Origin of the sequence: Methylophaga nitratireducenticrescens (genome assembly GCF_000260985.4) — a bacterium.
GTDB lineage: Bacteria > Pseudomonadota > Gammaproteobacteria > Nitrosococcales > Methylophagaceae > Methylophaga > Methylophaga nitratireducenticrescens.
Genome location: NC_017857.3, coordinates 909,624 through 929,948 on the forward strand (window position 1 = coordinate 909,624; position 20,325 = coordinate 929,948).

Consider the following 20,325-nt stretch of genomic DNA (forward strand, 5'->3'; position numbering starts at 1 on the left):
GTGGTTTTGGAAGCAGGCCAAATTGAAATTCATCCGGTGCAATTGATTGAATTTGAATCCCGTGGTCGTTTACTGATGGTTGGTAGTGCCGAAGCTGTTTCTGCCGTGACAGCACATTGCCAGCCATTAACTATCAGTGCATTGGTGACCGAAACAGCAACCGTTAAAATTGATGATGTAACGGTATTAACCGGTGAACTGGATAGCTTAACCGGCTGGTTGGGTGAGTTTGATGCAGTCATTGCAGGACAAACATTACGCTTTGATTTGGTGCTGGATTTGAGTGATTCACCAATTCTCAAACAAAAAGTTTCACCGTTAGGCTATTTTGCTCCCGGCGAAAATCAACAAGCCCTGGCCGAAGCCTTACAGCAATTGCCCGAACTGATTGGTATTTTCGATAAACCACGGTATTTCCAATATAAACCGAATATCTGTGCCCATTCCCGCCGTGGTATCAACGGCTGTAACCAATGTCTAGAAGCCTGTCCCGCCGAAGCGATCAGCCATGCCGGAGATGAAGTCCGAGTCGACCCTCATTTGTGTCAGGGCTGCGGCAGCTGTGTGGCGGTTTGCCCCTCCGGTGCAATGAATTATGCGTTGCCAACACTAGATGTCAGTTTGGAACGTTTACGTGCCATGATGCAGCAATATGCTGAACTCGAAATGAAACCACCGCATATTCTGATCCATGATGAATCCAATGCTCAAACCTTGTTGGAAATGCGCGGACATGAACTCACTGACAATGTGATCACTTTCTCGATTGAAGAAATTGGCGCGTTGAGCATGCCTTTCTGGCTGGCTGCGATGGCCTATGGCGCGGCTGGTGTCACTGTTTGGGATGCTTTGACCCACAGTGATCACGATTGGCTGGAACTGCAGCAGCAAATAAAGTTAACCAACGAATTATTGAACGGGATGGGCTATTCGACCGCCATTCACTGGCATCAAGGCAATGATTTCACGGCCTTAAAATCCCACATCCAGCAGTTGCCCAAAACAGAGGTTGCCACTCCAAGCCGCTTTGCCGGTATGGATAACAAGCGCCGAGTCAGCACCATGGCCTTATCTCATCTATACGAACATGCTCCAGCACCTCAGTCAGAAATCAAACTGGAAAAACCGGCACCATTTGGTGATGTTCTGGTCGATAGACAGGCTTGTACCTTATGTATGTCATGTGTTTCAGTCTGTCCGGTCGGCGCATTGGTTGACGGGGTCGACAAACCGCAACTGAATTTTATTGAAGATTTATGTGTGCAATGCGGTATTTGTGAAACAGCTTGCCCTGAAAATGCCATCACGCTGGCACCGAGGTATCTTTATCAGCGTGATCAGGCACGGCAAAAACGCATTTTGCATGAGGAGGCGATCTTTCATTGCATCAGTTGTGCAAAACCATTTGCCACTCAGAAAATGATCGACACGATTACCGCAAAATTAAAAGATCATCATATGTTTCAGGGCGCAGCACTGAATCAACTGAAGATGTGTGAGGATTGTCGTGTCAAAGCCATGTTCAAAAAAGGTTAACAACCGTGGAAGAAATTGAAGAAACCCAGTGGCGAGCTCAAACCTACGCATTATTAGCTAATTTGCTGGCGGCGCCCCCACAGCAGGATTTACTCGACAATATTGTAAATTTAAAGGTTACAGAGCCGGAAACATCTTTAGGTCAGGGGTGGCTGGCATTGATTGATGCCGCTACACAAAACAATGCTGAGCAAATTGCCGATGAATATCAGGAATTGTTTATCGGACTGGCTCATGGGGAGGTGATTCCTTATGGTTCCTATTATCAAAGTGGATTTTTAAATGAAAAACCTCTGGCAAGATTGCGTATTGATTTAGGTAAACTTGGCTTGGAACGACAACAGGATAAAGCAGAACCTGAAGATCACATTGCTGGTGAATGCGATGTGATGCGTTTGATTCTGACGGCAAACGGTATCCCTGTTATTGATGACAAAACCTTTTTCAACGCGCATTTACGCCCTTGGGCTGCTAAGTTTTTTGCTGATTTGATACATGCCAAGAGTGCAGTTTTTTATAAAGCTGTCGCTTTGTTGGGTAAACATTTTATTGAAATGGAACTTGAACGACTTGAACAATGACAGATACTTCAACGTAACTGGCAAATTTCCTTGAACACAGGGGTTGTCTGCGCGATAATTTGAGCGTAATTTTGTTGTCAAAGACGATAGCATCCTGCTTGTTACTGCACTGAATTTCATTCGGAGAAATCCATGACTGTTAAGCCTTCAAAGAGCCGCAGAGAATTCCTGCACAAATTGACTGCCACAGTAGGAGGAACGGCAACGTTGGCTTTTACCGCTAATACGCTGCATGCTGCTCCGCAAAAAACGATTGCCCCCCCCACTAAACCTGTTCTTGCTGCCAAAGGCTATCAACATACGGAACATGTTGAAGCTTACTACCAACGTGTTGATTTTTAAAAGATTATTGATATGAAACTGACTAAACGTGATCCGGCAGCTATTATCAGTGGCCTCTCTGGGGTTAATCGTCGCTCTTTTCTGAAAGGTTCCGGTATTGCAGCAGGTGGTGCAGCCTTTATGAGTTTGCTTCCAAGTGCAATGATTCAGAAAGCTGAGGCAGTTGAAGGGCAACAACCAACATACAACGAAGGTGAAATCACACGGGTTCGCAGTGTTTGCAGTCATTGCAGTGTGGGGTGTGGGGTAACTGCTGAGATACAAAATGGTGTCTGGATTGGGCAGGAACCAAGCTTTGACCATCCATTTAATCTTGGTTCGCACTGTGCTAAAGGTGCCTCTGTTCGTGAACATGGCCATGGTGACAAGCGCCTGAAGTATCCAATGAAAAAAGTCGATGGAAAATGGCAGCGAGTGTCATGGGAACAAGCTATCGACGAAATTGGTACACAAATGTTGAAGATCCGCGAAACGTCCGGCCCAGACTCAGTTTACTGGCTGGGGTCTGCGAAATTCAATAATGAACAGGCTTATCTGTTCCGCAAGTTTGCTGCTTTCTGGGGAACAAATAATGTGGATCACCAGGCGCGGATCTGTCATTCCACTACAGTTGCCGGGGTAGCAAATACCTGGGGATACGGTGCAATGACCAACTCCTATAACGACATACATAATTCCAAAGCAATTTTTATTATCGGTGCTAATCCTGCTGAGGCCCATCCGGTTTCTCTGCAGCATATTTTCCGTGGAAAAGAGCGTGGTGCGCCGGTTATTGTCGTTGACCCCCGCTTCAGTCGTACTGCTGCCCATGCTGATCAATTTATTCGTATCCGTAGCGGTTCGGATATTCCATTAGTCTGGGGCATGCTTTGGCATATTTTCGAAAATGGTTGGGAAGATAAAACCTTCATAGAGCAGCGGGTTTACGGAATGGAAGAAATCCGAAAAGAAGTTGCTAACTGGTCACCTGAAGAAGTTGAAAAAGTCACTGGTGCTAAAGAGTCTGAGGTTTATCAGGCTGCTAAAACGATGGCTGAGCATCGACCTGGCACTGTGATCTGGTGTATGGGAATTACTCAGCACTCTATTGGTAACAGCAATACCCGAGCCCTCTGCATCCTGCAATTAGCACTTGGGAACATGGGGGTTTCTGGTGGTGGCACCAATATATTCCGTGGCCACGATAATGTGCAGGGTGCAACCGACTTTGGTGTAGTCGCCAATAGCCTTCCAGGTTACTACGGACTAGCGGAGGGTGCCTGGCAGCATTGGGCCCGTGTCTGGAAAGTAGATCTGGACTGGCTCAAACAAAAATTTGATCAACGTAAATATGAAGAAATAAATGGCACAGCAGTGTCACCTATGTACTCTAATGGTATTCCCGTTTCACGCTGGATTGACGGAGTATTGGAAGATAAAAACAATATTGCTCAGAACGAGAACCTTAAAGCGATGGTGTTCTGGGGACATGCCCCAAACAGTCAAACGCGTGGCCCGGAAATGAAAGTAGCCATGGAAAAACTGGATTTACTGGTCGTCGTTGATCCTTATCCTACCGTTTCAGCAGTCATGAATGAGCGCACCGATGGGGTTTATTTATTACCTGCTGCAACTCAGTTTGAAACCTATGGTTCGCTAACGTCATCAAATCGTTCAGTGCAATGGCGTTTTCAGGTCATTAAGCCACTATTTGAATCACTGCCAGATCACACGATTATGTATAAATTTGCCAAAAAATTTGGCTTTGAAAAAGAATTGTGTAATCAAATTGCAGTGAATGATGAAGAACCATTAATTGAAGATATTACCCGTGAATACAACAAAGGAATGTGGGCGATTGGCTACACTGGCCAGTCACCTGAGCGACTGAAATTACAATCGGAGAATCTGCATACGTTTAACACCACGACTCTTAGAGCAGAAGGTGGTCCCTGTGATGGTGAATTTTATGGTTTGCCCTGGCCATGCTGGGGCACTCCGGAAATTAGGCATCCTGGCAGCCATATTCTGTATGACAATTCTACGCCCGTAGCCGAAGGCGGGAGCCCGTTCCGTGCTCGTTTTGGTGTGGAACGTAATGGTGTCAATCTATTAGCCGAGGGTTCGAGTACCGTTGGTGCTGAACTCACAGATGGATATCCTGAATTTACAGATACGATGCTCAAGGAATTGGGCTGGTGGGATGACCTGACGGCTGAAGAAAAAGCGGAAGCGGAAGGACGTAATTGGAAAACCGATTTGTCAGGGGGAATTCAGCGTGTGGCAATCAAACACGGCTGTGCACCGTATGGTAATGCCAAAGCGCGTGCGGTGGTCTGGCAGTTTCCGGATCCTGTTCCAATACATCGTGAACCTCTTTATACAAACCGTCGTGATTTGGTGGAAAAATACCCTACATATGAAGATCGACGTAGCTTCTATCGTCTACCGACACGCTACGGCTCAATTCAGGCTACTGATTTCAGCAAAGATTTTCCTTTGATTATGACCAGTGGTCGATTAGTGGAATACGAAGGAGGTGGTGAAGAAACCCGCTCCAATCCATGGCTGGCTGAATTACAACAGGATATGTTCATTGAGGTTAACCCTGTCGATGCCAATAATGCCGGTATTAAAAATGGCGAACAGGTATGGGTGGATGGTCCTGAAGGAGGTTCTATCAAAGTAATGGCGATGGTAACTGAACGTGTTGAGCGTGGAGTCGTGTTTATGCCATTCCATTTTGGTGGACATTTTCAAGGTAAGGATTTGGTTGATAACTACCCTGAAGGCACTGCACCACATGTTCGAGGTGAATCTTGTAATACGGTATTCACTTATGGTTATGACTCCGTAACGGCGATGCAGGAAACGAAAGTTTCTCTTTGTCGTATCCGTGCTGCCTGATTAAGGAGGTTGCTCAATGGCTCGAATGAAGTTTTTATGTGATGCCGAGCGTTGTATTGAATGCAATGCCTGTGTCACTGCCTGTAAAAATGAACATGAAGTTCCCTGGGGTATTAACCGACGTCGTGTCGTCACCATTGATGATGGGATCCCGGGCGAAAAGTCTATCTCAGTTGCTTGTATGCATTGCAGCGATGCCCCATGCCAGGCCGTCTGTCCTGTCGACTGTTTCTACACCACTGCCGATGGCATCGTACTGCATGACAAGGATATTTGCATCGGTTGTGGATATTGTTTCTACGCCTGTCCATTTGGGGCACCACAATACCCCCAGGAAGGTGCTTTTGGCGCGCGTGGCAAGATGGATAAATGTACTTTTTGTGCTGGTGGACCCGAAGAAGATAATTCTACTGCGGAAGTGGAAAAGTATGGACGTAACCGTTTAGCCGAAGGAAAATTACCGTTGTGTGCCGAAATGTGTTCGACCAAAGCTTTGATCGCTGGTGATGGTGATATTGTTGCTGACTTGTTCCGCAGTCGTGTGGTTCGTCGTGGTGGCCGTCCAGATAACTGGGGTTGGGCAACAGCCTACAAGGATTAATCATGAGACTGCTTGTTTTAATGCTTGGTGCCTTTCTGCTGACTGCTTGTTATGAAGATACTGATGTAACCATGCATAAAGCTGGCGTGTATAAAGGTAGTGAAGACAATCATGCTCTATCAGCAGAAGAACGCGCAGAAATATTGAAGCAGCGTTTCAACAGCGTACAAACGGATCGCTAACGGAGAAGGCATGTCTGCAACTGCTGCTATGAATAATCGTAAAAAAACATCGCTTTGGGCGATGTTGATCATTGTATTGGCAATTCTGATATTGCCGTTAACCGGTTATCTGTATGTCAGTATGACCGAGCAGCCGGCAGTAGATGAGCAGACCAATCCTCGTTCTGATACCTGGCGACAGGTGCGTGAAAATCAAAAAGGTTATAGCGCTGTTAAAGGTCAGGAAACCAATGAACTGATCCAGGGAGCAGGTCAAAACTGGCGTCAGCTGCGCAATGGTCCGATTGCTACGTATGGTGCATGGTTGCTCAGCGGTGTGCTGGTTATTCTTGCTGCATTTTATTTGTGGCGAGGCGAGATCAAATTAACCCATCCCCGTACAGGTAAAACCGTGCAGCGCTGGACTTTGAACGAACGCCGATTACATTGGACGACAGCCACGTTATTTATTCTGCTGGCAATCACTGGGCTTAGCCTTTTGTACGGGCGTTTTGCCTTAATCCCTTTACTTGGTTATCCGGGGTTTTCGGCTTATGCGATAGCGGCCAAATGGATACATAATTTACTTGGTCCAGTGTTTATGGTGGCTTTGTTTACCATCTTGATTAAATGGTTCAAAAATAATTTATTTACCAAAGTTGATATCCAGTGGTTCAAAGATTTTGGTGGCATGGTAGGCAATAAACATCCATCAGCAGGTAAGTTCAATGGTGGAGAAAAAGCCTGGTTCTGGACTTTGGCGACAGCCGGAGTGGCACTGTGTCTTTCAGGTCTGGTACTTGATTTTCCCAATTTTGGACAAGAACGTGAAGTTATTATTGGTGCTCATCTTATTCATATTCTAACGGCGATATTGCTGATGGCCTTTGCATTGGGGCATATCTACATCGGTACCCTTGGCACCGAAGGCGCGTTGGAAGGAATGACGACGGGTCAAGTAGATATCGTCTGGGCTGAACAACATCATGATTTATGGTTAAAAGAAATTGAGCAACAGCAGAAAAATAGCCACCAGTAATTTGCGCAAATTAGATACTTGTTATCAATGAGCTTGTAAATATTGAGCAACTATTCTCTCTTTTGACGTATCACAAAAGATTTTTTCTATTTCAAGCTGGCCAAAACTTTTCAAAATAAACGTGTTCTGCCAAGCTTTGAGCATTAATTTCGTGCTTATTTAGCTTTTAGCAAAAGTTACACATCACTACGTCAGGCAAAAGCCTGATTTCGCATTGCTTTTTGCTCGTCTTCAGGCTTCACATCAGCCCTTAGCCATGATAGTTTTGACAGGATTTTTATTATAGAAAAAGCCATATCAGGCTACGAAGAGAGAGGCGGTTAATGATCGAGCAACCCATCAATGCTCAAACGACTGGAAAAAAAACCAAGTTGGCACGTGTTACTAGCAAAGGCAGACAGGTCGATCCAAAAGCATTGGCAGAAGTCCGAAAATTACTTGGCAATGCATCGAGACAAAAAGATTTATTGATAGAATATCTGCATAAAATCCAGGATTTTTACAAATATATTTCAGCTCACCATTTGGTTGCTTTGGCTTATGAAATGAAGTTATCACGAGCTGAAGTTTACGAAGTAGCAACTTTTTATCATCACTTTGATGTTATTAAAGAAGGTGATGCAACTCCCGCCGACTTAACAGTCCGCGTTTGTGATTCAATGAGTTGCGAAATGGCAGGAGCTGACGACCTGATAGCTTCTCTTGAAAAAGCGATGGGTGAAAAGGTTCGTATCCAGAGAGTCCCCTGCATCGGTCGTTGTGATAAGGCCCCAGTTGCTGTTGTAGGTATGCATCCGGTGGAATTTGCTGATGTTAAAAAAGTTGATGAGCTGGTTGAGCAGGGTGTTACGGAGCCTGAAACGATCGCCCCGGTTTTGTTTGAACAATATGTGGCAAATGGTGGTTATTCCATCTATCAACAGTGTATGGCAGGCCAGCATAATGTCGAGAAAGTGCTCGACATGATGGATGATTCAGGACTACGTGGTCTGGGCGGTGCGGGGTTCCCGGTTGGACGCAAATGGCGAATTGTTCGTGATCAACCCGCCCCAAGATTAATGGCCGTCAATATCGATGAAGGCGAGCCCGGTACGTTTAAAGACAAATATTATCTGGATCGCGACCCTCATTGTTTTCTTGAAGGCATGCTGATTGCTGCCTGGGCAGTGGATATCAATGAAATTTATATTTATCTTCGTGATGAATATGCCGCTATCCGAGTGATGCTGGAACAGGAACTCGACAAACTTCGTGCACATCCTCCAGTAACCAACCTGCCGAAAATTCACTTACGACGGGGTGCTGGTGCCTATATTTGTGGCGAAGAGTCCGCCATGATTGAATCCATTGAAGGTAAACGAGGCATGCCTCGCTTGCGCCCACCATTTGTTGCTCAAGTGGGTTTATTCGGCCGGCCGACGTTGGAACATAATATGGAATCACTCTATTGGGTTCGCGATATTCTCGAGAAAGGTCCAGAGTGTTTTACCGACCATGGTCGTCACGGTCGTAAAGGCCTGCGTTCATTTTCTGTCAGTGGCCGTGTTAATAATCCGGGCGTGCATCTGGCACCCGCAGGTATCACCATGCGTGAATTGATTGATGAATATTGTGGTGGAATGCTCGAAGGGCATGAGTTTTATGGCTATTTCCCCGGTGGTGCATCAGGTGGAATTTTACCAGCCTCACTGGGTGATGTGCCGTTAGATTTTGATACGTTGCAGGAATATGGCTGTTTTATAGGTTCAGCTGCAGTGATTGTATTTTCTGATAAAGATAAAGCGCGCGATTTGGCTGTCAATGCAATGCGTTTCTTTGAGGACGAGTCCTGTGGCCAATGCACGCCATGTCGTGTTGGTACCGCCAAAGCGGTCAATTTAATGAAACAGTCTAAATGGGACGAACCATTGCTCGAAGAGTTGTCTCAAGTAATGGTAGATGCATCGATTTGTGGTCTGGGGCAGGCTGCTCCAAATCCGCTGCGTAGCGTCGTCAAGTATTTCCCTGAGGAGTTGAAATAATGGCCACTCAATTACAAGACAGCGTAGAAATGGTCGAATTTACGCTTAACGGCCAGAAAATCAGTGCCCGTGCCGATGAAACGATTTTAAAAATTGCCGAGCGCGAAGGTATTGAAATCCCACATTTATGTTATTCCGAACGTGAAGGACAGGATGGAAACTGCCGATCATGCATGGTGGAAGTTGAAGGTGAGCGTGTTTTAGCGCCTTCATGCTGCCGTTATCCCGGCAATGATATAAAAGTGCAGACCAATAGCGAACGTGCTTTGCATTCGCAAAAAATGGTACTGGAACTGCTCAAATCTGATGTTTCCGAAAAGCCGCATACGCTGCATTCCGAACTGGATTACTGGGCAGGTAAGCTTGAAATCAGTACACCAAGATTTCAGCCCCGCAAACCAGTGGCTCCTGATCTTTCGCATCCCGGTATTGCCGTTAATATGGATGCCTGTATTCAATGTACGCGTTGTGTTCGTGCCTGTCGTGATGAACAGAATAACGATGTAATTGGTCTGGCAATGCGCGGTAGTCATACCGAAATTGTCTTTGATCTTGATGACCCGATGGGTGAAAGCACCTGTGTTGCCTGTGGTGAATGTGTTCAGGCCTGTCCAACCGGTGCATTGATGCCTGCCAATGAAGTAGGCATGGTTGAACCGGATCGTCAGGTTGAATCGGTTTGTCCGTATTGTGGTGTGGGCTGTCAGCTTACCTACAACATCAAAGACGATAAAATTCTGTACGTTGAAGGCCGTGATGGCCCGGCCAACCATGGCCGGTTGTGTGTGAAAGGCCGCTACGGGTTTGACTACGTACATCATCCACATCGTCTGACCAAACCCCTTATCCGCCGTGAAGATGCACCAAAAAATGGTGAATTTACGATGGAGCCTAACGATATCGACAAAATCTTCCGTGAAGCCACCTGGGAAGAAGCGTTGGATATGGCGGCGCAGGGTTTCCTGAAGATCCGCGATCAAAAAGGCCCCAATGCATTGGCCGGTTTCGGTAGTGCCAAAGGCAGTAATGAAGAAGCCTACTTATTCCAGAAACTGATTCGCATCGGATTTAAAACCAATAATGTCGATCACTGTACCCGTCTTTGCCACGCCTCATCAGTTGTAGCCTTGCTGGAGTGTCTGGGCTCAGGCGCAGTATCTAATCCTGTAGCAGATGTCGATAAAGCCGATGTGATTGTAATAATTGGTGCTAATCCGACGGTGAATCATCCGGTGGGTGCGACGTGGATGAAAAATGCGCTGCGTTCTGGGAGCAAACTGATTTTGCTGGATCCACGGACCACAGAATTATCGCGCCAGGCGACACATCATCTAGCCTTTAAGCCTGGCAGTGACGTGCCGATGCTGAATGCCATTATGCATGTCATTGTCGAAGAAAATCTGGTCGATCAAAGCTTTGTTACCGAGCGTACACAAGGCTTTGAAGAGATGAAAAAACATCTGCAGAAATACTCTCCGGAATTAATGGAGCCAATTTGTGGCATTCCTGCCCAAACATTGCGAGAGGTAGCGCGGCTTTATGCTAAAGCTGATGCGTCAATGATTCTGTGGGGCATGGGCGTATCACAACATGTCCACGGTACTGATAATGCCCGTTGCCTGATTTCATTGGCTTTAATGACTGGTCAGATTGGCCGCCCGGGTACCGGATTGCATCCTTTGCGTGGGCAGAATAATGTTCAAGGCGCATCGGATATGGGGCTTATCCCAATGCGCTTGCCGGATTATTTCAAAGTAGAAGACGATTCGGCTCGGCAAAATCTGGAACAATTATGGGGAGCAGAAATTGATTCCAACCCGGGTCTCACGGTAGTTGAAATCATGGATGCGATTCATGCCGGTAATTTGAATGGTTTGTATATTATGGGTGAAAACCCAGCAATGTCAGATCCGGATGCCAATCATGCTCGCCAAGCTTTGTCAGAGCTCGATATTCTGGTGGTGCAAGATATCTTCCTGACAGAAACCGCCTACCTGGCGGATGTTATTTTGCCTGCGTCAGGCTTCCCGGAAAAAACCGGTACTTTCACTAACACTGATCGTCTGGTGCAAATGGGGCGAAAAGCAATTCCAATGCCTGGAGATGCCCGCCAGGATTTATGGATCATCCAGCAGATTGCCCAGCGAATGGGGCTGGACTGGCATTACGATGGACCCAAGGAAGTCTTTGACGAAATTCGTAAAGCGGTACCATCTATGGGGGGTATTACCTGGGAACGTCTGGAACGTCAACACGGTGTGGTTTATCCCTGTGAACAGGAAGGTGATCCGGGTGAAGCGATTATTTTCACCGATCGTTTCCCGACCACAGATGGGCGAGGTCTGTTTGTTCCTGCGGATATTGTTGAGCCAGATGAACGTCCTGACGAAGAATATCCTTACATCCTGATCACCGGCCGTATGCTGGAACATTGGCATACCGGTTCAATGACCCGTCGTTCCAATGTGCTGGATGCGCTGGAACCTGAAGCTGTGGCGACCATTCATCCGCTTACGCTTGATGAAATGAATGTTCGACCAGGCGAAATGGTGACATTATCCACCCGTCGCGGTGAAGTCTCCGTGGTCGCTCGGGTTGATGAAGCAGTGCCAACCGGCGCAATATTTATGGCCTTCTGTTATTACGAGGCGGCGGTAAACAAACTCTCCAATGCAGCTTTGGATCCAGCAGCAAAAATTCCGGAGTTCAAATACTGCGCGGTAAAAGTCACCCCAGGGGGAGAACCTTTGAAGTTTCATAGTTACGGTGGTGGTCAAGCTGTTAACAAACTTAGGCAGTGATTCTTTTTAGTGGCTGTTGTTCCTTCACCCTGTGTTGAAATGAAAGAGCAACAGCAACTTGTATCAAAAAAGGGCATGTTTTCATGCCCTTTTTTATGTCATAAGCGTGCATTCTTGCTAAGATAGCGGCGAATAATCTCTTGACGCAACAGGTCAAAAATAAATGAAGATCCTCATAAGTAACGATGACGGCTACATGGCAAAGGGTATCCGTACGCTGGCACGCTCACTTGCCGGTTTGGGGGAAATCACAGTGGTTGCCCCCGACCGTAATCGCAGTGGTGCCAGCAACTCGCTGACATTGGAAAATCCGCTAAGACTGGATCGCATGGAAGATGGTGTCTACCGGGTCGAAGGTACACCCACGGACTGTGTACATCTGGCGATTACCGGGTTGCTGGAAGACGAACCGGATATGGTAGTTTCAGGCATTAATGCAGGAGCCAACCTGGGTGATGATGTGCTGTATTCCGGCACCGTGGCTGCCGCGATGGAAGGTCGCTTTCTGGGGTTACCAGCAATAGCTATTTCGCTGGCAAGCTTCGAAGGAAAACACTACGAAACAGCTGGCTGGGTGGCCCAACAGTTAGTCGAAAGACTTAAATCTGTAGCATTACCCGCTGATACTATTCTCAATGTAAATGTGCCCGATTTGCCGATAGAAGAAATTATTGGCTTTGAAAGTACCCGTCTTGGGCATCGGCATAAAGCTGAACCCGTGATTAAAGAAATGGATCCGCGTGGCAGACCAATGTATTGGATTGGTCCTGCCGGGGCGGAACAGGATGCTGGTCCCGGCACTGATTTTGATGCGATTCGCCGTGGTGCAGTATCGGTGACACCGTTGCAAATTGATTTAACGCGATACGATGCGATTGATGGCGTCTCAAGATGGTTGGAAAGCACTTTGCCATGATCGCCGATCCACGTGGAATAGGGATGACCTCACAGAGGACACGGGATCGTCTGATCCAGCGTCTGCAGGAGCGAGGTATCCAGAATATTCAACTGTTAACAGTAATGCGGCAGTGCCCCCGGCATTTATTTGTCGACGAGGCTTTAGCGAGCAGAGCGTATGAAGACACAGCACTGCCGATTGGCCTGGGCCAGACAATTTCGCAACCCTATATTGTGGCACGAATGACCGAAATTCTGCTGCAGGTTGGCCCCAGAAACAAGGTTTTAGAAGTCGGTACGGGGTCCGGATATCAGACTGCCGTGTTATCAGCGTTGGTACCAAGGGTGTTCAGTGTTGAGCGTATTGCGCCTTTGTTGAAACAGGCCAGAGAACGTTTCTACCAGTTAAAGCTCAACAATATCCGCCTCAAACACAGTGATGGCAATTGGGGCTGGCCGGAAAATGGCCCCTATGACGGTATTATCGTCACCTGTGGTGCAGAACACATACCGCCCACCTTGTTGGAACAACTTGCACCCGGTGGACGATTGGTAATACCCGTCGGTGGCAGCAAGGGACAGATCCTGAAAGTGATAGATCGGGTCGGTGGTAAATTTGAAGAAACGGAATGGGACGCCGTCAGTTTTGTCCCGCTGTTAAGTGGACAGATTGGATGAAATTATTTTCAGGGCTTTACGCAAAAGTCATGCAATGGGCCAGGCATAAACACGCCACCTATTGGCTGGCATTAGTCAGCTTTACTGAATCATCCTTTTTCCTGATACCACCCGATGTGATGCTGGCACCAATGTCGTTGGCAAGACCAGATAAAGCCTGGTTTTATGCCGGCTTAACCACGATAGCCTCTGTATTGGGCGGATTATTGGGCTACACTATCGGGGTGTTTGCTTTACAGATGGTTGAGCCCTGGATTATTCAGTTTGGCTATACTGAAGCCTATGAAACGGCTCAGCAATGGTTTGCCGATTATGGTTTCTGGGCAATCTTTTTAGCTGGCTTTACACCGATACCGTACAAGATATTTACTATTGCTTCCGGCGCGGTGGGAATGTTGTTATTACCGTTTGTCCTGGGTTCTTTGATTGGCCGTGGTATGCGGTTTTTTCTGGTCGCTGGTTTAATGAAGTGGGGCGGTAAGCCTTTTGAAGAAAAATTACATCTGTGGGTGGATCGACTCGGCTGGATAACAGTCGGTCTGTTGCTTTTGGTCTATTTGATATTTGTCTGACGATGAAACGGCTGTTCATGGTGTTGATGCTTACGTTGACTGCTTGTAGCGGTAACTATGCGTTAGCGCCGATTGGCAGAGAAGATGCCGGCAGATATCAGCAACGTCCTGCCCCGGCCCCAGCACCAAACAGCTATACCGTCAGAAAAGGCGATACGCTGTATTCAATCAGCTTCCGCTATGGCATGGATTATCGTGATGTTGCACGTATCAATGACATCCGACCACCGTATACGATTTATGTTGGACAAAAAATCAAATTTAAGGGCGCGCCAATAACAGCCTCAACAGCACGTCCAGGAACCGTAAAACCAAGCACTAGCAGGCCTTCATCACCTTCGGTCACACGACCCTCAACCACCGCCCAACCGTCACGACCATCGACCGCCACGCAAACACCTCAGGTGAAACCCTCTACGCCTAAACCTTCATCCTCGCCAGCGCTGACCTCAGGCAGTGAAAGCCTTATCTGGCGTTGGCCGACAGAAGGTCGGGTGGTCTCGACCTTTTCAGAATCTGCCGCTGGTCGCAAAGGCATCAATATTATCGGTAAACCCGGCCAGCCTATTTTAGCGGCAGCTGATGGCAAGGTGGTTTACAGCGGGAATGGTTTGCCACGTTACGGTAACCTACTGATTGTCAAGCATAATGATGTATATCTGAGCGCCTATGCCCACAATGATACGTTGCTGGTCAAAGAGGGCGATACGGTGAAAAATGGTCAGCGGATTGCCACACTCGGTCGTTCCGGTACACAAGTGGAACAATTGCATTTCGAAATCCGCCGTAACGGTAAACCCGTCGATCCAATCCGCTTTCTGCCTAAACAATAAGCGGCATTATCCGTTACAATAACGGGTTTGCTGCGGCAGCTTTTAAACTAATTTCAATGAGGTACTAGCGTGGAACTCGGCGCGACGATGCAACGAATTAAAACTCTCCGTGATCGCAGTGACGATCTCAGGGGGTATCTTTGACTTCGATACTAAGGCAGAACGCTTAGTCGAAGTCACCCGTGAGCTGGAAGATCCCAATGTCTGGAATGAGCCGGAAAACGCCCAGAAACTCGGACAGGAGCGCTCAAGTCTCGAGCGTATTGTCAAAACGCTGTCTTCGCACAGCGAAGTACTGGATGATGCCAAAGACCTGCTTGAACTCGCTGTAGAAGAAAACGACGAAGACACCTTTAATGCCGTAAATGCCGATTTGGATGCATTGGAAAAAGGTCTGGAAAAACTCGAATTCCAACGCATGTTCTCCGGCAAACTTGACGCCAACAGCGCCTATCTCGATATCCAATCCGGCTCGGGTGGTACTGAAGCACAAGACTGGGCCAATATTATTCTGCGTATGTATCTGCGTTGGGGCGAAGCTCAGGGTTACAAAGTCACGCTGATGGAAGTCTCCGAAGGTGAGGTCGCCGGTATCAAGAGCGCCACCGTTCGCTTTGAAGGCGAATATGCTTTTGGCATGTTGCGCACCGAAACCGGTGTACATCGTCTGGTACGTAAATCACCGTTCGACTCCGGTGCCCGTCGCCATACCTCCTTTGCCTCGGTGTTTGTTTATCCGGAAGTTGATGACACCATTGAAATCGATATCAACCCGTCTGATTTACGTATTGATACTTACCGCTCAAGTGGTGCAGGTGGTCAGCACGTTAACACCACCGACTCAGCGGTACGTATTACTCACGTACCCACCAACACCGTGGTGCAATGTCAGATGGAACGCTCACAGCATAAAAACCGTGACCAGGCGATGAACCAGTTACGCGCCAAACTGTATGAGCTGGAATTACAAAAGCAAAACGAAGTCAAACAAGCCGCTGAAGAATCCAAATCGGATATCGGCTGGGGCAGTCAAATCCGCTCCTATGTACTCGACCAATCACGCATCAAAGATTTACGTACCGGTGTCGAAACCGGAAACACGCAGGCTGTTCTGGATGGCGATCTGGATCAATTCATTGAAGCCTCACTTAAATCAGGCTTATAAACGGAAAACCTATGAGCAACGAAATAGAAATAGAACTCGACGAAAACCGACTGATAGCCCAGCGCCGTGAAAAACTCACCGAGATCCGGGCGCAGGGCAATGCTTTTCCGAACGATTTTCGCCGCAATGTGATGAACGGCGAACTTCAGGCTGAATACGCTGAATGGGATGCTGAAAAGCTCAAAGAAAATCCACGCCGTGTCAAAATTGCGGGCCGAATGATGACACAGCGTGTCATGGGCAAAGCCAGCTTTGCAACGCTACGCGATATGTCGGGCGATATACAGATCTATGTAGCACGCGATAATTTACCAGAAGGCTTTTATGCCAACTTTAAAACCTGGGATTTGGGCGACATCGTGGGTGCCGAAGGTATTTTATTTCGTACCCAAAAAGATGAATTATCCGTACGTGTTGAGAGCGTGCAATTACTGACCAAATCACTGCGTCCATTACCAGAAAAATTCCACGGTCTGTCAGATATGGAAACCCGCTACCGCCAGCGTTATGTCGATCTGATCATGAACGAAGCCAGCCGCGAAACTTTCCGGATTCGTACCAAAGTGATTGATGGCATACGTCGTTACCTGATGGACAAAGACTACCTCGAAGTCGAAACCCCAATGATGCAAGCCATTCCCGGCGGCGCCACAGCCAGACCGTTCACCACGTATCACAATGCATTGGATATGGACCTGTTCCTGCGTATCGCACCGGAACTGTATCTGAAACGACTGATTGTCGGTGGCTTTGAACGGGTATTTGAAATCAACCGTAATTTCCGTAACGAAGGTCTGTCCACTCGTCATAATCCTGAATTCACCATGGTCGAGTTTTATCAGGCCTATGCCGATTTTAATGATCTAATGGATCTCACCGAAGATATGCTGCGTACCGTGACCCAGAATGTACTCGGCAGCAGCCAGGTACATTATCAAGGTCTGGATATTGATTTTGCCCAGCCGTTTGATCGCATGACCGTTAAAGATTCCATCCTGCATTTCAACCCGGATCTGAAAGCCGAACAACTCGACAGCATCGAAGCCGCCAGAGAAGTCGCCCTGGGCCTGGGAATTCCATTAAAAGACAGCTACGGTCTTGGCAAAGTCCAAATCGAAATCTTCGAAAAAACCGTCGAACATCAACTGATGCAACCGACCTTTATTACTGCCTACCCAACCGAAGTCTCCCCATTGGCAAGACGCAGTGATAACGACCCATTTGTCACCGACCGATTTGAATTCTTCGTCGGTGGCCGAGAAATCGCCAATGGCTTTTCGGAGTTAAACGACGCCGAAGACCAGGCCGAACGCTTCAAAGCCCAGGTCGCCGAAAAAGATGCCGGTGATATCGAAGCCATGCATTACGACGCTGACTATATCCGTGCACTTGAATACGGTATGCCCCCAACCGCCGGTGAAGGGATTGGTATTGATCGTCTGGTAATGTTGTTGACTGACTCACCTTCAATCAGAGATGTTTTGTTGTTTCCGCATATGCGGCCGGAATAATTAACAAGCTTACAGGGTGCTCAATGGGCTTTTTACTCCATGAGCACCTTGTTTGAGTACATGCGTATAAATCTCAGTTGTTTTCACATCGGCATGTCCTAATTGTTGTTGAACCGTGCGAATATCGGCACCGGATTGCAGCAAGTGTGTTGCGAAGGAGTGACGAAGCGTATGTGTTGTCACTTGTTTTTTTATTCCAGCTTTTGTGGCAGCTTGTCTGACTAGCTTGTTCACCGCACTTTCATCAAAGTGGTGGCGTTTCAGTTTTCCAGAAAATGGATCAATTGCCAGCCTGGTTGAAGGAAAAACATACTGCCAACCTAACTGAAAGGAGGCATTTGGATACTTCCTTTCCAAAGCATTAGGCAATGATGTACCTGAATAACCTTTAACTAGCTTGTCCTCCAATAATAATTGATTAACTCGATTAACCTGATTTTTCAATGGTTCCAGTAATTCAATTGCCAAAGTAACTAGTCGATGTTTGCCACCTTTGCCATTCCAAACTTGAATTTGATACATATCAAAATCAATATCCTTCACTCTTAAACGAACAAGCTCGATCCTGCGTAAACCTGAACCATAAAGTATCGACAACATCAGCTTTTGAATGCCCGAAACAGTTTGTAAAAGTGCACTGACTTCGTCTTTTGTTAAGACTACTGGCAATTTTCGTTGTCGTGAAGCACGGGAAAAAGCTGAAACATTACCTACTTCTTGATTCAGAAACTTTGTTTTCAGAAAAACAATGGCATTGAGTGCTATTGCTTGGGTCGACTGTGCAACTTGGCGATTCACAGCAAGATGAGTCAGAAAACGTTCAATCGCAACATCACCTAATTGTGAGGGATGTTGCTTACCATTGAAAACTATGAAATATTTAATCCAGTAAACATACGAATCGATGGTACGACGGCTGTAATTTCGCACCATCATAAAATCTGCAATGGATTTAAGAAATGGAGATTGGGTCATGGAAGCAGCCTCATCCTTGATACTGACAAATCAAACTTATCTGACTGGCCCGATTAATCACGAATTATCGGGCCATGCGCCTTTTTTTAAATGTAACATTTTAATTCCCCATAAAATTATCAATATATTCAAAAGTTTATATAGTTCACATTTTCTTGCGTCCGAATTAAAAGGCCGCCCGCTAATAATTATTATGAGGCCAACGGCCTCATTAACATGCTGTTAGGCTTTCAATTCTAGATACTGAGATTTCCAATGAAGCAGACAATTATTACGTCATTGATTACAGCGATTATTTCGTTCAACGCTTTTGCTGGAGAAAATCGTTCCTTCGATCAATATTCTCGTGAAGCAATTAACGCTGCAAATAAGATTCTGATTGATTTTGGAAAGTGTAGTGACGTGAATGATTGTACAAAAAAACAATATGTGTTCTTTAATCCTATATCGCAAGGAATTGAATTGCACTTTTATGGTGTAACTGAAGAAGTATTAGTACAGAAAATATTCGGCATGCTAGCTCAGCAATATTATAGCCTACCAGAAGGTAGCAGCCTTCATGCTCGATTCATATCATCAACAAAGGAAAGTGATCTAAAGAGAAGCTTTTTCGAATCAACCCCAGTGTTTGCTGAAATTCACATGCAAGACAGACAAAAGCCTAACAATTCACTCCAGCCGACCGCTAACGCGTCGGCTGAGTGAGGCGTTAGAAGCCAAAGAAACTACGGAGTAATCATCAAGTGCCGATATTTGATATTTCAGGGGATAAGCTATCTGCCGTAGAGCAGAAGAACTTTTCCTTGGAAAAGGACTTGCAAATGCTGATCGAGAAGAATCTCGAAACGGTTTTCAATTGCCGATTTGTTGCCAGTGAATTTTCAACTGGTGCCCAGCACGCAGGCCGGATTGATAGCCTTGCTCTATCAGAAGAAGATAATCCCGTCATCATCGAATACAAAAAAGTCGAATCATCGGAACTGATCAACCAAAGTCTTTTCTATCTGCACTGGATTCAAGACCACAAAGGTGATTTCGAGATCGCCGTACAGAAGCGGCTTGGTAGCGATGTCAAAGTTGATTGGTCAGACGTCAGGGTAATTTGCATAGCTCCCAACTATAAGAAATATGACTTGCACGCTGTGCAAGTCATGGGCGCGAATATCGAGTTATGGAAATATCGATTGTTTTCCAACGACTCAATATATCTTGAGGAGGTTTTTCACGCTTCTAAGTCAGCGGCTACATCTGCCACGGCGATACCGACTGAGAACGGGTATAAAAACCCTGTTATGGTTGAGGCAGGTAAGAAAGCTGCCCTGACTCGCGCTACTGCGATCTATACATTTGATGAAAGGCTTGAAGGCAAGAGTGAAGAAATTCGGGAGTTAACGGCAACGATTCGTGAATTCATCCTCGGCTTGGATGAGTCTATCGAAGAGGTTCCGAAGAAGTTTTATGTCGCTTATAAAGTCTCCCAAAACATTGCCTGTATGGAGGTCAAAGGCAAGAACATCAAACTTTTTCTCAAGCTGAAGCCGTCTGATGTTCCAGATGGAACACCGAATTACCGGGATGTGACTGCAATTGGCCACTATGGTACGGGCGATGTTGAATTCACAGTATCATCTGAATCCGAGTTTGAACCAGTCAAGGAATTCATCGCCATGGCGTATAACAAGGTCGGTGGCTAATGGCTTCTAACAAAGCAATTAAATTCGCTCCC

Annotated in this window: 18 protein-coding genes; 17 read left to right on the forward strand and 1 reads right to left on the reverse strand. The window is 46.6% G+C overall.

Annotated elements, in window-relative coordinates:
• The 15 genes from Q7A_RS04330 (at position 1) to lysS (ending at position 17,624) form a co-directional block, all read left to right on the forward strand.
• Positions 1-1,536 carry a 4Fe-4S binding protein gene (locus tag Q7A_RS04330; RefSeq protein WP_238595981.1) on the forward strand — a complete coding sequence of 512 codons (1,536 nt, stop codon included), beginning with the start codon at positions 1-3 and terminating at the stop codon, positions 1,534-1,536.
• Positions 1,537-1,541: 5 nt separating this feature from the next.
• Positions 1,542-2,117, forward strand: coding sequence for a TorD/DmsD family molecular chaperone (locus tag Q7A_RS04335; protein ID WP_014706114.1), 576 nt, complete (start codon positions 1,542-1,544; stop codon positions 2,115-2,117).
• Between the two features lie 132 nt (positions 2,118-2,249).
• On the forward strand, positions 2,250-2,459 hold the full coding sequence (locus Q7A_RS04340; protein WP_089418502.1) for a hypothetical protein: 210 nt from the start codon (positions 2,250-2,252) through the stop codon (positions 2,457-2,459).
• Positions 2,460-2,471: 12 nt separating this feature from the next.
• Entirely contained in the window at positions 2,472-5,345 is a 2,874-nt protein-coding gene (locus Q7A_RS04345; RefSeq protein ID WP_014706115.1) for a formate dehydrogenase subunit alpha, read from the forward strand.
• Positions 5,346-5,361: 16 nt separating this feature from the next.
• Positions 5,362-5,946: a formate dehydrogenase FDH3 subunit beta gene (gene fdh3B / locus Q7A_RS04350; RefSeq protein WP_014706116.1), complete on the forward strand. Its 585-nt coding sequence runs from the start codon at positions 5,362-5,364 to the stop codon at positions 5,944-5,946.
• Positions 5,947-5,948: 2 nt separating this feature from the next.
• Positions 5,949-6,128 carry a hypothetical protein gene (locus Q7A_RS04355; protein WP_014706117.1) on the forward strand — a complete coding sequence of 60 codons (180 nt, stop codon included), beginning with the start codon at positions 5,949-5,951 and terminating at the stop codon, positions 6,126-6,128.
• 10 nt (positions 6,129-6,138) lie between these two features.
• Entirely contained in the window at positions 6,139-7,146 is a 1,008-nt protein-coding gene (locus Q7A_RS04360; protein ID WP_014706118.1) for a formate dehydrogenase subunit gamma, read from the forward strand.
• Positions 7,147-7,469: 323 nt separating this feature from the next.
• Positions 7,470-9,167 carry an NAD(P)H-dependent oxidoreductase subunit E gene (locus tag Q7A_RS04365; RefSeq protein WP_014706119.1) on the forward strand — a complete coding sequence of 566 codons (1,698 nt, stop codon included), beginning with the start codon at positions 7,470-7,472 and terminating at the stop codon, positions 9,165-9,167.
• Complete coding sequence (fdhF, locus tag Q7A_RS04370; protein ID WP_014706120.1) at positions 9,167-11,968, forward strand: formate dehydrogenase subunit alpha; 2,802 nt, start codon at positions 9,167-9,169, stop codon at positions 11,966-11,968. The genes Q7A_RS04365 and fdhF overlap by 1 nt, the downstream gene beginning before the upstream one ends.
• A 163-nt stretch (positions 11,969-12,131) precedes the next feature.
• Positions 12,132-12,884, forward strand: coding sequence for a 5'/3'-nucleotidase SurE (surE, locus tag Q7A_RS04375; protein WP_041354362.1), 753 nt, complete (start codon positions 12,132-12,134; stop codon positions 12,882-12,884).
• Positions 12,881-13,543 (forward strand): protein-L-isoaspartate(D-aspartate) O-methyltransferase, encoded by a 663-nt coding sequence (locus Q7A_RS04380; protein ID WP_014706122.1) that lies wholly within the window; start codon positions 12,881-12,883, stop codon positions 13,541-13,543. The genes surE and Q7A_RS04380 overlap by 4 nt, the downstream gene beginning before the upstream one ends.
• Entirely contained in the window at positions 13,540-14,115 is a 576-nt protein-coding gene (locus Q7A_RS04385; protein ID WP_014706123.1) for a YqaA family protein, read from the forward strand. The genes Q7A_RS04380 and Q7A_RS04385 overlap by 4 nt, the downstream gene beginning before the upstream one ends.
• Positions 14,116-14,117: 2 nt before the next feature.
• Positions 14,118-14,948 (forward strand): peptidoglycan DD-metalloendopeptidase family protein, encoded by an 831-nt coding sequence (locus Q7A_RS04390; protein ID WP_041354363.1) that lies wholly within the window; start codon positions 14,118-14,120, stop codon positions 14,946-14,948.
• Between the two features lie 87 nt (positions 14,949-15,035).
• Positions 15,036-16,113, forward strand: a protein-coding gene (gene prfB / locus Q7A_RS04395; protein ID WP_202971551.1) for a peptide chain release factor 2 whose coding sequence is annotated in 2 segments (ribosomal slippage) — positions 15,036-15,089 and positions 15,091-16,113 — 1,077 coding nt in all. Because the reading frame shifts where the segments join, the coding sequence is not laid out codon by codon here.
• Positions 16,114-16,124: 11 nt separating this feature from the next.
• Positions 16,125-17,624, forward strand: a complete 1,500-nt coding sequence (lysS, locus tag Q7A_RS04400) for a lysine--tRNA ligase (RefSeq protein WP_014706127.1) — start codon at positions 16,125-16,127, stop codon at positions 17,622-17,624.
• Between the two features lie 9 nt (positions 17,625-17,633).
• Here lysS and Q7A_RS04405 read toward each other — a convergent pair whose 3' ends face one another.
• A complete protein-coding gene (locus Q7A_RS04405; RefSeq protein ID WP_014706128.1) occupies positions 17,634-18,599 on the reverse strand; it encodes an integron integrase in 966 nt (321 codons plus the stop codon).
• 255 nt (positions 18,600-18,854) lie between these two features.
• Here Q7A_RS04405 and Q7A_RS04415 point away from each other — a divergent pair, with 255 nt between their 5' ends.
• Positions 18,855-19,304 (forward strand): hypothetical protein, encoded by a 450-nt coding sequence (locus Q7A_RS04415; RefSeq protein ID WP_041354367.1) that lies wholly within the window; start codon positions 18,855-18,857, stop codon positions 19,302-19,304.
• Between the two features lie 38 nt (positions 19,305-19,342).
• Entirely contained in the window at positions 19,343-20,293 is a 951-nt protein-coding gene (locus Q7A_RS04420) for a DUF5655 domain-containing protein (RefSeq protein WP_014706129.1), read from the forward strand.
• Positions 20,294-20,325 lie beyond the last annotated feature (32 nt).